Source organism: Streptomyces sp. NPDC087787 (assembly GCF_044743035.1).
Taxonomy (GTDB): Bacteria; Actinomycetota; Actinomycetes; order Streptomycetales; family Streptomycetaceae; genus Streptomyces.
Window position 1 is genome coordinate 193,318 of record NZ_JBIUVQ010000015.1, and the last position, 15,363, is coordinate 208,680.

Genomic DNA, 15,363 nt, shown 5'->3' on the forward strand with positions numbered 1-15,363 from the left:
GGGCAGGCATGCCGCAGACGTTGACAACTACGAGGGTCTCAAAAAACCCGCACTGGACATCAGTGTGCCATGTGGCTACACTGACCCTTTGCGCTGCCTGTTAGCTGTCCCCTGCCCGTCACCAGGGGCATGCCCTCGCCTCAGCGACGACGACCAGATCATCCTTGACCTGGCCTTTCGGCCCGATCAGGACGACCTGTCCGCAAGCGTCGGCGGGGGGCCGGTACGCGCGTAGTGAGTCCGAGCCCTCGGAAGGACCCCCTCTTGGCCGCCTCGCGCAACGCCTCGACCGCGAATACGAACAACGGCGCCAGCACCGCCCCGCTGCGCATCTCCTTTGCAAAGATCAAGGAGCCCCTCGAGGTTCCGAACCTTCTCGCGCTGCAAACCGAGAGCTTCGACTGGCTGCTCGGCAATGACGCGTGGAAGGCTCGCGTCGAGGACGCTCTGGAGTCCGGTCAGGACGTCCCCACCAAGTCCGGCCTCGAGGAGATCTTCGAGGAGATCTCCCCGATCGAGGACTTCTCCGGGTCGATGTCGCTGACGTTCCGCGACCACCGCTTCGAGCCGCCCAAGAACTCGATCGACGAGTGCAAGGAGCGCGACTTCACGTACGCGGCCCCGCTCTTCGTCACGGCCGAGTTCACCAACAACGAGACCGGCGAGATCAAGTCTCAGACCGTCTTCATGGGCGACTTCCCGCTCATGACGAACAAGGGCACTTTCGTCATCAACGGCACCGAGCGTGTCGTGGTGTCCCAGCTGGTCCGTTCCCCCGGTGTCTACTTCGACTCCTCCATCGACAAGACGTCCGACAAGGACATCTTCTCCGCCAAGATCATCCCGTCCCGGGGTGCCTGGCTGGAGATGGAGATCGACAAGCGCGACATGGTCGGTGTCCGCATCGACCGCAAGCGCAAGCAGTCGGTCACCGTCCTGCTGAAGGCGCTCGGCTGGACCAACGAGCAGATCCTCGAGGAGTTCGGCGAGTACGAGTCGATGCGCGCCACCCTGGAGAAGGACCACACCCAGGGCCAGGACGACGCGCTGCTGGACATCTACCGCAAGCTGCGCCCGGGCGAGCCCCCCACGCGTGAGGCCGCGCAGACGCTGCTCGAGAACCTGTACTTCAACCCCAAGCGCTACGACCTGGCCAAGGTCGGCCGTTACAAGGTCAACAAGAAGCTGGGTGCGGACGCGCCGCTGGACGCGGGCATCCTGACCGTCGAGGACGTCATCTCGACGATCAAGTACCTGGTGAAGCTGCACGCCGGTGAGATCGAGACCACCGGTGACAACGGCGAGATGGTCGTCGTCGAGACCGACGACATCGACCACTTCGGCAACCGCCGTCTGCGCAGCGTGGGCGAGCTCATCCAGAACCAGGTCCGCACCGGTCTGGCCCGTATGGAGCGCGTCGTCCGCGAGCGCATGACCACGCAGGACGTCGAGGCGATCACGCCGCAGACCCTGATCAACATCCGGCCGGTCGTCGCCTCCATCAAGGAGTTCTTCGGCACCAGCCAGCTGTCGCAGTTCATGGACCAGAACAACCCGCTGTCGGGTCTCACCCACAAGCGCCGCCTGTCGGCCCTTGGCCCGGGTGGTCTCTCCCGTGAGCGGGCCGGCTTCGAGGTCCGCGACGTGCACCCCTCGCACTACGGCCGCATGTGCCCGATCGAGACGCCGGAAGGCCCGAACATCGGTCTGATCGGCTCGCTCGCCTCCTACGGCCGGGTCAACGCGTTCGGTTTCGTCGAGACCCCGTACCGCAAGGTCAACGACGGCCAGGTCACCGACGAGGTCGACTACCTGACCGCCGACGAGGAGGACCGCTTCGTCATCGCGCAGGCCAACGCCACGCTCGGCGACGACCTGCGGTTCGCCGAGGCCCGCGTGCTGGTCCGCCGCCGTGGTGGCGAGGTCGACTACGTCAGCCCCGAGGACGTCGACTACATGGACGTCTCGCCGCGCCAGATGGTGTCGGTCGCGACCGCCATGATCCCCTTCCTCGAGCACGACGACGCCAACCGTGCCCTCATGGGCGCGAACATGATGCGCCAGGCCGTTCCGCTCATCAAGTCGGAGTCCCCGCTCGTCGGCACCGGCATGGAGTACCGCTCCGCCGTCGACGCCGGCGACGTCGTCAAGGCCGAGAAGTCCGGTGTGGTCCAGGAGATCTCCGCCGACTACATCACCACGACCAACGACGACGGCACGTACATCACGTACCGCCTGGCCAAGTTCGCCCGTTCCAACCAGGGCACCTCGGTCAACCAGAAGGTCATCGTCAACGAGGGCGACCGCGTCGTCGAGGGCCAGGTCCTCGCCGACGGCCCGGCCACCCAGAACGGCGAGATGGCGCTCGGCAAGAACCTGCTGGTCGCGTTCATGCCGTGGGAGGGCCACAACTACGAGGACGCGATCATCCTGTCGCAGCGCCTCGTCCAGGACGACGTCCTCTCCTCGATCCACATCGAGGAGCACGAGGTCGACGCCCGTGACACCAAGCTCGGCCCCGAGGAGATCACCCGGGACATCCCGAACGTCTCCGAGGAGGTCCTCGCCGACCTCGACGAGCGCGGCATCATCCGCATCGGCGCCGAGGTCATCGCCGGCGACATCCTCGTCGGCAAGGTGACCCCGAAGGGCGAGACCGAGCTGACCCCCGAGGAGCGCCTGCTGCGCGCGATCTTCGGTGAGAAGGCCCGTGAGGTCCGTGACACCTCGCTGAAGGTGCCGCACGGCGAGACCGGCAAGGTCATCGGCGTGCGCGTCTTCGACCGCGAGGAGGGCGACGAGCTGCCGCCGGGCGTGAACCAGCTGGTCCGCGTCTACGTCGCGCAGAAGCGCAAGATCACCGACGGTGACAAGCTCGCCGGCCGTCACGGCAACAAGGGCGTCATCTCGAAGATCCTGCCGATCGAGGACATGCCGTTCCTGGAGGACGGCACCCCGGTCGACATCATCCTCAACCCGCTGGGTGTGCCGTCCCGAATGAACCCGGGCCAGGTCCTGGAGATCCACCTCGGCTGGCTCGCCAGCCGCGGCTGGGACGTCTCCGGCCTCGCGGACGAGTGGGCCGAGCGCCTCCAGGCCATCGGCGCCGACCAGGTCGCCCCCGGCACCAACGTGGCCACCCCGGTCTTCGACGGTGCCCGCGAGGACGAGCTGGCGGGTCTGCTCCAGCACACCATCCCGAACCGCGACGGCGACCGCATGGTCCTCCCGTCCGGCAAGGCGCAGCTGTTCGACGGCCGTAGCGGTGAGCCGTTCCCGGAGCCGATCTCGGTCGGCTACATGTACATCCTGAAGCTGCACCACCTGGTCGACGACAAGCTGCACGCGCGTTCGACCGGTCCGTACTCGATGATCACCCAGCAGCCGCTGGGTGGTAAGGCCCAGTTCGGTGGCCAGCGCTTCGGCGAGATGGAGGTGTGGGCCCTGGAGGCCTACGGCGCCGCCTACGCCCTGCAGGAGCTGCTGACCATCAAGTCCGACGACGTCACCGGCCGCGTGAAGGTCTACGAGGCCATCGTCAAGGGCGAGAACATCCCCGAGCCCGGCATCCCCGAGTCCTTCAAGGTGCTCATCAAGGAGATGCAGTCCCTGTGCCTGAACGTGGAGGTGCTGTCCAGCGACGGTATGTCCATCGAGATGCGTGACACCGACGAGGATGTCTTCCGCGCCGCGGAGGAGCTCGGCATCGACCTGTCCCGGCGCGAGCCGAGCAGCGTCGAAGAGGTCTGACGGGAGTCCGGCGGGCCTCCTGACCAGGAGGCCCGCCGACCCCCAGGCCCCCGTTTCAGACCACAGACTTACAACCCTGAGAGGGATTGACGCATAGTGCTCGACGTCAACTTCTTCGACGAGCTCCGGATCGGCCTGGCCACCGCTGACGACATCCGTCAGTGGAGCCACGGCGAGGTCAAGAAGCCCGAGACGATCAACTACCGCACCCTCAAGCCGGAAAAGGACGGGCTCTTCTGCGAGAAGATCTTCGGTCCCACCCGGGACTGGGAGTGCTACTGCGGCAAGTACAAGCGTGTCCGCTTCAAGGGCATCATCTGCGAGCGCTGCGGCGTCGAGGTCACCCGCGCCAAGGTGCGCCGTGAGCGGATGGGCCACATCGAGCTGGCCGCGCCCGTTACCCACATCTGGTACTTCAAGGGCGTCCCGTCGCGCCTGGGCTACCTGCTGGACCTGGCCCCGAAGGACCTGGAGAAGGTCATCTACTTCGCGGCGTACATGATCACGTACGTCGACGACGAGCGCCGTACCCGCGACCTGCCGTCGCTGGAGGCCCACGTCTCCGTCGAGCGCCAGCAGATCGAGCAGCGCCGCGACGCCGACCTGGAGGCCCGCGCCAAGAAGCTCGAGGCGGACCTCGCCGAGCTGGAGGCCGAGGGCGCCAAGGCCGACGTGCGCCGCAAGGTGCGCGAGGGTGCCGAGCGTGAGATGAAGCAGCTGCGCGACCGCGCGCAGCGCGAGATCGACCGCCTCGACGAGGTGTGGACCCGGTTCAAGAACCTCAAGGTCCAGGACCTCGAGGGCGACGAGCTGCTCTACCGCGAGCTGCGCGACCGGTTCGGCACGTACTTCGACGGCTCGATGGGTGCCGCGGCGCTGCAGAAGCGCCTGGAGTCCTTCGACCTCGAAGAAGAGGCCGAGAAGCTCCGCGAGATCATCCGCACCGGCAAGGGCCAGAAGAAGACCCGTGCCCTGAAGCGCCTGAAGGTCGTCTCCGCGTTCCTGCAGACGTCCAACAGCCCCAAGGGCATGGTCCTGGACTGCGTGCCGGTCATCCCGCCGGACCTGCGTCCGATGGTGCAGCTGGACGGTGGCCGCTTCGCGACCTCCGACCTGAACGACCTGTACCGCCGTGTCATCAACCGCAACAACCGCCTGAAGCGGCTTCTCGACCTCGGCGCGCCCGAGATCATCGTGAACAACGAGAAGCGCATGCTCCAGGAGGCCGTCGACGCGCTCTTCGACAACGGCCGCCGCGGCCGCCCGGTCACGGGCCCCGGCAACCGTCCGCTGAAGTCGCTGTCCGACATGCTCAAGGGCAAGCAGGGCCGCTTCCGTCAGAACCTGCTCGGCAAGCGCGTCGACTACTCGGCCCGTTCCGTGATCGTCGTCGGCCCGCAGCTCAAGCTGCACCAGTGCGGTCTGCCGAAGGCGATGGCGCTGGAGCTCTTCAAGCCGTTCGTGATGAAGCGCCTGGTCGACCTGAACCACGCGCAGAACATCAAGTCGGCCAAGCGCATGGTCGAGCGCGGCCGCACGGTCGTGTACGACGTGCTGGAAGAGGTCATCGCGGAGCACCCGGTTCTGCTGAACCGCGCGCCCACCCTGCACCGCCTCGGCATCCAGGCCTTCGAGCCGCAGCTGGTCGAGGGCAAGGCCATCCAGATCCACCCGCTCGTGTGCACCGCGTTCAACGCGGACTTCGACGGTGACCAGATGGCCGTGCACCTGCCGCTGTCCGCGGAGGCGCAGGCCGAGGCCCGCATCCTGATGCTGTCCTCGAACAACATCCTCAAGCCGGCCGACGGCCGTCCGGTGACGATGCCGACCCAGGACATGGTCCTCGGTCTGTACTTCCTCACCACCGACGCCGAGGGCCGCGAGGCCAAGGGCGAGGACCGCTCCTTCGCGTCGGTCGCCGAGGCGATCATGGCGTTCGACGCCGGCGAGCTCTCGCTCCAGTCGCGGGTGGACGTCCGCTTCCCGGTGGGCACCATCCCGCCGCGCGGCTGGACCCCGCCGGCCCGCGAGGAGGGCGAGCCGGAGTGGCAGCAGGGTGACTCCTTCCGCCTGAAGACGACCCTGGGCCGCGCGCTCTTCAACGAGCTGCTGCCCGAGGACTACCCGTTCGTCGACTACGAGGTGGGCAAGAAGCAGCTCTCCGAGATCGTCAACGACCTCGCCGAGCGCTACCCCAAGGTCATCGTGGCGGCCACGCTCGACAACCTGAAGTCGTCCGGCTTCTACTGGGCCACCCGCTCCGGTGTCACCGTCGCCATCTCCGACGTCGTCGTTCCCGAGGCGAAGAAGGAGATCGTCAAGGGCTACGAGGCGCAGGACGAGAAGGTCCAGAAGCAGTACGAGCGCGGTCTGATCACCAAGGACGAGCGCACCCAGGAGCTCATCGCGATCTGGACCAAGGCGACCAACGAGGTCGCCGAGGCGATGAACGACAACTTCCCGAAGACCAACCCGATCTTCATGATGGTTTCCTCGGGCGCCCGAGGAAACATGATGCAGATGCGTCAGATCGCCGGTATGCGCGGTCTGGTGTCGAACGCCAAGAACGAGACCATCCCGCGGCCCATCAAGGCGTCGTTCCGTGAGGGTCTGTCCGTGCTGGAGTACTTCATCTCCACGCACGGTGCCCGTAAGGGTCTGGCCGACACCGCCCTGCGTACCGCCGACTCCGGTTACCTCACCCGTCGTCTGGTCGACGTCTCCCAGGACGTCATCATCCGCGAGGAGGACTGCGGCACCGAGCGCGGCCTCAAGCTGCACATCGCGGAGCGGGGCGCGGACGGCGTGCTGCGCAAGGCGGACAACGTCGAGACGTCCGTGTACGCGCGCTGCCTCGCCGAGGACATCGTGGTCGACGGCCAGGTGCTGGCCCCGGCCGGCACCGACCTGGGCGACGTGCTCATCGAGGAGCTCGTCTCCCGCGGTGTCTCCGAGGTCAAGACCCGCTCGGTCCTGACCTGCGAGTCCGCGGTGGGCACCTGCGCCATGTGCTACGGCCGCTCGCTCGCCACCGGCAAGCTGGTCGACATCGGTGAGGCGGTCGGCATCATCGCCGCCCAGTCCATCGGTGAGCCCGGCACCCAGCTGACGATGCGTACCTTCCACACCGGTGGTGTGGCCGGTGACGACATCACCCAGGGTCTGCCGCGTGTCGTCGAGCTCTTCGAGGCCCGTACGCCGAAGGGTGTCGCCCCGATCTCCGAGGCGGCCGGACGCGTCCGGATCGAGGAGACCGAGAAGACCAAGAAGATCGTCATCACCCCGGACGACGGCAGCGACGAGACGGCGTTCCCGATCTCGAAGCGTGCCCGTCTGCTGGTCGGCGAGGGCGACCACGTCGAGGTGGGCCAGAAGCTCACCGTGGGTGCCACCAACCCGCACGACGTGCTGCGCATCCTGGGTCAGCGGGCCGTCCAGGTCCACCTGGTCGGCGAGGTCCAGAAGGTCTACAACTCGCAGGGTGTGTCGATCCACGACAAGCACATCGAGATCATCATCCGGCAGATGCTCCGCCGCGTGACGATCATCGAGTCCGGCGACGCCGAGCTGCTGCCCGGCGAGCTGGTCGAGCGCTCGAAGTTCGAGCACGAGAACCGTCGCGTGGTCCAGGAGGGCGGTCACCCGGCCTCCGGTCGTCCGCAGCTCATGGGTATCACCAAGGCCTCGCTGGCGACCGAGTCGTGGCTGTCGGCGGCGTCCTTCCAGGAGACGACCAGGGTCCTGACGGACGCGGCGATCAACGCCAAGTCCGACTCCCTGATCGGCCTCAAGGAGAACGTCATCATCGGTAAGCTCATCCCGGCCGGTACGGGTCTGTCCCGCTACCGCAACATCCGGGTCGAGCCGACCGAGGAGGCCAAGGCCGCGATGTACTCGGCCGTCGGCTACGACGACATCGACTACTCGCCGTTCGGCTCCGGCTCCGGCCAGGCCGTTCCGCTGGAGGACTACGACTACGGTCCGTACAACCAGTAAGCGAGCAGCTTGAAGGGCGGCCACTCCCACTGCGGGGTGGCCGCCCTTCGGCGTGTCCCGGCGTCAGCGACGCAGGCCCAGATAGGGCTGCAGGGCGCACAGCCGGGTGTGGTGGTCCGGGTGGCTGGACAGGAGCCGGGCCAGGGTGCCGGGCTCCTTGAGCTTCTGACCCCGAGCGACCAGGGCCGCCTTCGCCGCCGCCTCCTCGGCCTGGAAGTGGTGGAGGACCTCGGCCAGTTGCCGGGCGAAGCCCAGCTCGGCGGCCTGCTGGTCCGCACGCAGCTCGCCGCGCCGGCCCGCGTAGGCCAGCAGGTAGGGGGCGAGCACCAGTGGGATCGCGATGAACCAGGCGGTGAGGAACGCGGCGGCCACCGCCATCGCCATGAAGAGGATCAGGAACCCGGTCGCCGCGATGGAGAAGACGCTGGCGACCGCGATCGCGAGCCGGGCCAGTCCCCGGGTCACCGCCCAGGCGATCCGGCCGGGCAGGGAGTACCAATAGCCGAGCAGACCGGCCCAGGCGTGACCGCCGGTGTGGTGACCCAGCTCGTGCGCGAGTACGGCGGCCAAGTTGCTGGTCGGGATCCGGGCGAGGGAGTAGGTCGTGATGCCGACGACATGACCGGCCACCGCCACCGCGTTCAGCTCGCCGCTGTTCTCCACCATCAGTTCGTACGTGCCCGGTTCGATGCCCGCTCGGGCGGTCACCTCGTTCCAGATCGGCTCCAGGCGGGCCCGTTCCTCCGGCGTGGGCGGGCGGAGCTTGAGCACGTGCCGGGCGAACGCCCGCTCGGTCGGCCGGTGGAAGACGAGCAGGCCGGAGGCGACCCAGGCCAGGATCGCCAGCGTTCCCACGACGTTCCCGAACATGCCCAGGGCGAGGGAACTGACCAGCGCCAGGCTCACCAGGGCCCCCGGCAACTGCACCGCGAGCCGCCCGACTGCCGTCGCGTCGGTCCCACGCTGGTGCTCGGCCACGTGCAGGCGAGCGCCGCGGTGCCGGTAGTCGAGGTCGTCGGGGGCGGGTTCGGGGACGTACCACTGCTGGGGCGGTACCGCGGCGGTCTGCGGGGGCGGCGGGGGATGGCCGGGGGCGGGGTACGGCGGTGGTTGGGCGGGGATCTGCCCCAGGTGGGCCGAGCCCGGGGTGGGGCCGTGGCCCGGGTGCTGGGGCGGATGTCCGGTGGGAGGCGGCTGGTGCGGGGGCGTCGGCGGGCCGGCCGGGTACGCCGGGGGTGCGCCCGGGTACGGGGGTGCGGCGGCGCTCGCATGGACCGTGGGGGCGGCGGCTGGGTACACCGGGGGTGTGGCAGTCGGGTACACCGGGGGTGCGGCGGGCCGGACCGGAGGGGCGGTCGGGTACTGCGGCGCGGCTGCGGGGTATGGGGGCTCGCCCGGGTACTGCGGCGCGGCTGCGGGGTATGGGGGCTCGCCCGGGTACTGCGGCGCGGCCGCGGGGTATGGGGGCTCGCCCGGATACGGCGGCGGGGTGGTGGCCGGCGCTGGGTAGGCGGGCGGCGGCACCGCGGCCTCGGGTGAGGACGGCTCGGGGTACTGCGGTGGTAGGGCGGGGTCCGGCGGCCGGGACATGAGCGGGGCTCCTTCGAGTAGGGGGAGGTCAGCCGACGAGCGTGGCGGTGGGCAGGAGCAGGGCGCCGACGCAGAAGGAGATCAGTCCGGTGCGGATCCAGCGGTGCTTGGACGTGGCGATCCGGCTCCTGTCGCTGAGCGCGGCCAGCACGGCGGCGGCCGGGTCCCGCTCGGTGTCGGCGAGCGCCTCGGCCAGCCGGCCTTCCCGTACCGCCTGCTGGATGTCGCCGAAGTAGCACAGGGGCCGCCCCTGCGCCCACGACCCGGAGCGGAAGCGGGGCAGCACTGCGAGCACCAGCGCGACCAGCGACAGGGCCAGCGCCGCCGTCCCCGCCCACCACAGGGCGGTCCCCGGACCGGAGAGGCTGCTCGGCGACCAGTCCTTGCCCGCGACCAGCCCGGTGAACACTCCTGCCGTCATGCCCAGCGCCGCCACCAGGACCGAGGCCTTGGTGTCGGCCCGCGCGATCTCGTCGCGCAGCTCGGCGAGCAGCCTTTGTGCCGCGTGGTCGGCCGAGACGGCGGGGGCGGCCGGGGGCGCCGTGGTGTCGGGGGAGCTCATGCCGATCCCACCTCGCGGGGCTCTTCCTGGGCGGTGCCGGGCGCGGGCGGTACGGCCGGCGCGGGCCCGTCGGAGACGAGCGTCAGCGGAGGAACGGGCGGCGCCGGCGGCGGGGGAGGCGTCGCGGAGGCGGGGAACGCCTGGCCGTAGGGCGGCTGCCCGTACGCCGGCGGGCCGGGCGTGGGCTGTCCCGACGGCGGCTGCCCGTAAGGCGCCGGAGTGGTACCGGGCGCGCCGTACGGTGCCGCGGTGGTCCCGGGCGCGCCGTACGGTGCCGCGGTGGTCCCGGGCGCGCCGTACGGTGACGGTGGTTGGGTGGGCGGTGGGCCCGGGACGTAGGGCTGCGGTGTCCCGTACGGCTGTGGCGGGGGCGCGCCCGGGGGCAGGGCCTGGGGCGGCGCGGCCTGCTCGCGCATGAGGTCGTCGACGGAACTCAGGACGGTGCGCGCCGACTCGGCCTTCTGGTAGTCCTCCAGGGTGTCCCCGGCGATCAGTTCGAGCTCCTTGCGGATGGCGCCGAGCTGGTCCTTCTGCAGGGTGCCGACGACCATCCGGGTGTCCTCGGGGTGGGCCGCCAGGTGCAGTGCCCAGGCGCCGACGCCGCCGTGCTGGAGCCAGTATTGGTAGAAGGCGATCTTCTGCGCGACGAGTTCCTGGGACTGCTGCTCGCGCAGGACCTCCAGTTGGTGCTGTAGCTGCGCCTGCCGCATCCGGTACTCGTGCTCGGGGTCGAGCATGTCGGACTCGTACCGCAGGGTGCGCTTGCGCCGGCGGTGGGCGATGGCTTCGTCGTCCAGCCGCAGCCGCACCACGCACGACACGTTCAGACCGGTGCCCGCGGCGAAGGACGTTTCCTCCTCGACGGCCCGCTGCACGGCCAGTTCGGCGGCGGGGCTGTCCTCGATGGGGAAGCGCCGGGTGACCGGGCGTGCCGCCTGCTGGAGTTCGCGGGTGAGCCGGGTCGGCACGTCCCGTTCGCCGCTCGCCACGAAGGCGACCGGGTCCGCCACCCGCCAGGTGAGGTCGGCGGTCGCTCCGAAGGAGAACGCGTCGTCGTCGCTGGGCAGTTCGAGTTCCAGACGGACGGGGTGGCTGCCCATGTCCACCTCGTAGACGGAGGTGTAGCGGCGGGTCGCCGCCTCGGCGCGGCTCGGGCGACGCGGCGGCAGGAAGACGTCGTACGAGCCGCTCGCGGTGACGAAGACCAGGGCGTGGTCGATCGCGCCGACCTGCCGGCGGGCGGTGTAGTCGAACCGCGAGATGGGACGCACGGTGAGCACCGGGTCGACGAGCGCGGTGTGCCGGTCGGCGTTCTGCGTCCACTCCGGCGGCCGGCGGAAGTCCGCCATGGTTCAGCTCCTCTTCTTGCTGTGGTCCTTCAGTGCGGGGCAGGCGTCGGACGCAGCACCGTGAGCAGGTGCTCGGCCAACGGCGGGTGCGGGCTGCCGTCCTCGGCGCGCATGATGCGCAGTTCGTGGTCGAGTCGTTTGCGGTCCTCCCCGGTGACGACCAGCGCGGGCAGCAGCAGCTCCAGGGCGCGCGCCGCGTCGGTGCGGCGGGCTGCAACGTGCACCCAGGTCTGCAGGGCGTTCAGCGCGTCGCGGGTCTGGGCTGGGTCGTTGAGGGCCGTGCGCCACAGGGTGGCGAGGTCGCGGGCCGCGTCCGCCTGGTACATGCCGCTCTCGGCGTACCAGCCGACGAGCGCGCCGTCCTCCTTGTTGTCGCAGGCGAGGACGAAGGCGGCCAGCGCGAGGCCACGGACCGCGGGGGTGTCCCGGTACAGCAGCCGTACGAACTCGGCGAGCACCTCGCCCCGGCGGTGGCCGGCGGACAGCAGCAGGGCGGCGGACTCGGTGAGGTTGTCCCGCTCGGCCTGGCCGCTGGCGTCGACCCGGGCCCGGGAGGCCAGTGCGTCGAGGGCCGGCCCGGCCAGGTCGGGGCGGAGCGGAGCGAGCAGACCGAGGGCGCGGATGGCGGTCCACCGCCGCCCCCACTGGCCGTCGTTGCACCACTGGGTGAGCAGCCGCAGAACGACCGGCTGGCCGAGGAGCTGGGCCAGCGTGAGGGTGTTGGCGGCGGTGACGCGCGGGCCGACGGAACGCGCGGTGGCCCAGCCGTCGACGAGCAGCGCCGTCGTGGAGGGCAGATCGGCGGCGGCGAGCAGCGCGGCGGCCGCGGCGGCGCGGGTGCGGACCAGGGGGCGGCCGTCGCGGGCGAGCTGCCGCAGCCATTCGACCAGGGCCGGGCGGGCCGAGGGGTGGCTGGTCCACACCTCGGTGAGCAGTACCTGGGCGGTGCGCTCGTCGCGGAAGGCGGCCATGAACTGCGTAACCGGGCCCCACTCGGTCTGCTCCTGCCGCACCTCCCCGTCTGCCCTGGCGAGGGCGAGGCGGTCCTCGGCTGCCGGTCCGAACACCGGGATGGTCGGCGGCCGGTCGGGGTGCTGCAAGCGTTCGAACTGCACGAACAGCTTGTCGGCGAGCTCGGCGGCGAGGACGTACGGCGCTTGGTCGAAGACGGCCAGGGCGATGAGGAAGGCCTTGTCGCGCAGGCCGGTCTCCGGATCGCCGAGCCAGTCCCGGCACTGCTTGTCCACGGCGGCCCGTCCGAAGTCCGCCAGCCGTGCGAGCGCCCGCGGACTGCCGTCGTACGCCGCCAGTGCCTCGGCGAACGCGGCGGCCTCGGCCGGATGGCGGTCGGCGCCGGTGAGGAACTCGACCACCGGCGGGAGCGCGAGCAGGGCGTCGGTGTCAGCGGGCCTGCGCCGGTCCAGCAGGGCCCGTACGACGTCCTCGGCGGGCGGCGGCGTCCACGCGCAGGGGGTGACGCCGGGCAGGTGGGGCGAGTTCTCGACGGTGATGACGAGGTGGCCGTCGGCTTTGACGAGCTGGTCCCGGACCGCGAACAGGTGGGTGTCGCGCAGCGGCCGGTTGCGGCTGAGGGGCAGGTCGCGCAGGACGTAGCCGCCGGGCTGGGTGAGTCGGCCGCTCAGGGCGGCGGGCGTGGTCTCGGGGCTCAGCGCGTGGACGGCCGGGACGCCCAGGCGGTGCAGCAGCATCAGGGCGGCGGCGTGGCGGCCGGTGGCGTGGGCGCCGCGCAGGACCAGCACCCGCTCTTCGCGCAACCGTTTCAGCGCGGTGGTGAAGCCGGGGCCTTCGGCGAAGACGGTCGCGAGCTCCTCGATCCGCGCGCGGGGTATCTCGCCGAAGGCGTCGGGGGCGGCGCCCGGGGTGCCGAGGTGGATCTCGGTCCGGCCGCCCAGGTAGACGTCCCCGGTGACCTGCCCGCCGGACACGCCGTGTTGGGCACCGCCGACCAGGCTCCCGCCGAAGCGGCTCTCGTCGCCGAGGAAGAAGCCCGGGGTGTGCGCGAACAGCTCCCGCTGGGCGGCCCGGGCCTCCTGGGTGCCCTCCGCCTCCGGCTCCATGCCGGCGTCGGACAGCGGGTCGTCAACGGACGCCGGCCGTCCGGGCGGGGACGGGCTGGGCGGGGACTGCCGGGGCGGAGCGGCGCCGGACGAACCGTCGCCGGAGGCGGGCTCGACTGCCGGTGCGGCCGTCACGACTCATCACCCGCCGTCGTCCCCCCGAGGCGCACGTCCCCGGTGACCTGCCCACCCGACACTCCGTGCTGGTCACCGGCCACGAGACTTCCGCCGAAGCGCGGCGAGCCGCTGCCGAAGTTGAACACGGCACCGCCGCCGGCAGGCTGCGCGCCCGCCACCCCCGGCGCGGGCGCCGCGGCTGCGGATGGGCTGAAGGCGGGTGTCTCGGCCGAGGGCGCGTCGGGTGCCGGTGTCTCGGGTGTGGGCGAGCTCTCAGGTGGTTGCGGCTGGGTGGGCGGGTTCTCGGGGGGCGACCCCGGGCCTGGGACGTCCCCCGACGTTCCCGGCACCGGGGTCGCCCCCGCCCCCGTGTCACCGTGGTCTGCGGCGCCGCGCGGTACGGGCCCGTGGAGCCAGGCACGCAGCGGTCCGTTCTTGCTGGTCAAGGTCACCGCGTGGAAGTCGTCGGCCGGGATGCCGTGGTGGTCGTGGCGCACGATCCCGGTGTGCACGCCCTCCGACACGCACAGCGCGAAACCGTCGGGCCGCTCCCGCAGGGCGGCGCGCAGCAGCGGCGCGTCGAGCAGCCGGCAGGCGTGGTTCAGGTCGGAGCCGACCCAGCCGTCGTGTTCGTCGACGGCCACGTACCCGGTGGCGACCACGCCCCTGAGCCGGATCTGGGCCGAACTCGACGCCAGCCGGTTGTACCCGTGCAACTGGGCCGGCACCTCGGTGAGCAGGGCCCGCAGCAGTGCCGTCACGGAGGCGCTCGCGTCGATCAGCTCCATGACGGAGTCGCCCCGGTCGGCCCGCAGGCGCCGCGTCTCGTCGATACCGGCGTGCTCGAGGGCCCGGTCGGCGATGTTGTAGAGAACGCGTCGCAGATACGCCTGCTCCACGTCGTCGCGGTCGCTGTACCTCTCGATGTCGAGCAGGAGCATCGTCCGGCCCACGGGGTCGTTCATGGTCGCCTCTCGGTGATCGCCGTACCGGCTCGGGTCGCGCCGACGTCAGAAGGGTGGCGCGAGGTACCGGAGGGACGTGAGGACCGATGACCCACTCGGACTGTGACCGTGTGCACAGAAGCCGCCCCGGCCCGCGCGGCCCCTACTTCGGTGTCTGCGCCCGCGCGATCCTGCGCAGCACGTCCGGCCGTACGATCACCAGTGCCCGGCGGCCGGTGCGGACCACGTCCCGCTCCCGCAGCTCCTTCAGCAGCCGCTGTACCGCCTCGCGTGAGGCGCCCACCGAGCCCGCGAGTTCCTGTTTGCTCAGCGGTACCGAGAGCTCGACGCCCTCTTCGGTACGGCGCCCGTGGGTGCGGGCGAGGTCGAGCAGCAGGGTCGTGAACCGCTCCTTGACGGTCATGGACGCGAATTCCAGACGGCGTCGGTCGGCGGTGCGGGTGCGGTCGGAGGCCAGGGCGAGCAGCGCGAAGGAGACGGCGGGAGAGCCGACGAGGAACTCCGTGAAACGCTCGCGCTGGACGGCCACGGCCCGCACCTGTTCCAGCGCGGTCACCGTGGCCGAGCGGGTCCGGCCGGTCAGCGCTGCCGACTCGCCGATGACGTCGCCCGGCCCGCGCAGCGCGAGCAGCGCCTCGTAGCCGTTGGCGGCCGACGCGGTGACCTTCGTCCAGCCGTGCACGAGGAAGAGGACGTAGGAGGAGGGCTCGTTCTGGTGGAGCAGCACCACGCGCGGACTGAACGTCAGCTCGTGGCCGAGCGACAGCAGTGCCGACCGCTCCTCCGTCTCCAGCCGCGCCAGGAACGGCACCCGGTCGTCCAGGCCCCCGTCGTCCGGCGAGTTCGTCGCCGTCCATGTCGTCGCCATGCCCATCCCCCGATTCCTTTTTCCGCCCGCAGCGGACGGATCAACGTACTGAAAGCACACGGCGGTGTGGCATGGAAGGGCGCGATTC

8 protein-coding genes are annotated in these 15,363 nt (G+C 70.6%); 2 read left to right on the forward strand and 6 right to left on the reverse strand.

Annotation, left to right across the window (positions count from 1 at the left end; translation table 11 throughout):
* Positions 1-264: 264 nt before the first annotated feature.
* Positions 265-3,750 (forward strand): DNA-directed RNA polymerase subunit beta, encoded by a 3,486-nt coding sequence (rpoB, locus tag ACIOWN_RS24110; protein ID WP_362356927.1) that lies wholly within the window; start codon positions 265-267, stop codon positions 3,748-3,750.
* A 96-nt stretch (positions 3,751-3,846) separates the two neighbouring features.
* Entirely contained in the window at positions 3,847-7,746 is a 3,900-nt protein-coding gene (locus tag ACIOWN_RS24115) for a DNA-directed RNA polymerase subunit beta' (protein ID WP_362356925.1), read from the forward strand.
* 63 nt (positions 7,747-7,809) lie between these two features.
* On the opposite strand, the gene ACIOWN_RS24120 is transcribed toward ACIOWN_RS24115, so the two are convergent.
* The 6 genes from ACIOWN_RS24120 to ACIOWN_RS24145 form a co-directional block, all read right to left on the reverse strand.
* On the reverse strand, positions 7,810-9,336 hold the full coding sequence (locus ACIOWN_RS24120; RefSeq protein ID WP_401983312.1) for a M48 family metalloprotease: 1,527 nt from the start codon (positions 9,334-9,336) through the stop codon (positions 7,810-7,812).
* A gap of 28 nt (positions 9,337-9,364) precedes the next feature.
* The gene (locus tag ACIOWN_RS24125; protein ID WP_401983313.1) at positions 9,365-9,898 is read right to left on the reverse strand and encodes a Pycsar system effector family protein; all 534 of its coding nucleotides are present in this window, start codon (positions 9,896-9,898) and stop codon (positions 9,365-9,367) included.
* On the reverse strand, positions 9,895-11,247 hold the full coding sequence (locus tag ACIOWN_RS24130; protein WP_401983314.1) for a PE-PGRS family protein: 1,353 nt from the start codon (positions 11,245-11,247) through the stop codon (positions 9,895-9,897). The genes ACIOWN_RS24125 and ACIOWN_RS24130 overlap by 4 nt, the downstream gene beginning before the upstream one ends.
* Positions 11,248-11,276: 29 nt before the next feature.
* Positions 11,277-13,460, reverse strand: a complete 2,184-nt coding sequence (locus ACIOWN_RS24135; RefSeq protein WP_401983315.1) for a hypothetical protein — start codon at positions 13,458-13,460, stop codon at positions 11,277-11,279.
* Positions 13,457-14,407, reverse strand: a complete 951-nt coding sequence (locus ACIOWN_RS24140; protein ID WP_401983316.1) for a hypothetical protein — start codon at positions 14,405-14,407, stop codon at positions 13,457-13,459. The genes ACIOWN_RS24135 and ACIOWN_RS24140 overlap by 4 nt, the downstream gene beginning before the upstream one ends.
* A 142-nt stretch (positions 14,408-14,549) precedes the next feature.
* Positions 14,550-15,275: a Crp/Fnr family transcriptional regulator gene (locus ACIOWN_RS24145; protein WP_401983317.1), complete on the reverse strand. Its 726-nt coding sequence runs from the start codon at positions 15,273-15,275 to the stop codon at positions 14,550-14,552.
* Between the last annotated feature and the right edge of the window lie 88 nt (positions 15,276-15,363).

Excerpts from the sequence above, each read along its gene's own strand:
- ACIOWN_RS24145 (WP_401983317.1), bottom strand. The coding sequence starts at position 15,275 with ATGGCGACGACATGGACGGCGACGAACTCGCCGGACGACGGGGGCCTG.
- ACIOWN_RS24130 (WP_401983314.1), bottom strand. The coding sequence starts at position 11,247 with ATGGCGGACTTCCGCCGGCCGCCGGAGTGGACGCAGAACGCCGACCGG.
- ACIOWN_RS24140 (WP_401983316.1), bottom strand. The coding sequence starts at position 14,407 with ATGAACGACCCCGTGGGCCGGACGATGCTCCTGCTCGACATCGAGAGG.
- ACIOWN_RS24125 (WP_401983313.1), bottom strand. The coding sequence starts at position 9,898 with ATGAGCTCCCCCGACACCACGGCGCCCCCGGCCGCCCCCGCCGTCTCG.
- ACIOWN_RS24120 (WP_401983312.1), bottom strand. The coding sequence starts at position 9,336 with ATGTCCCGGCCGCCGGACCCCGCCCTACCACCGCAGTACCCCGAGCCG.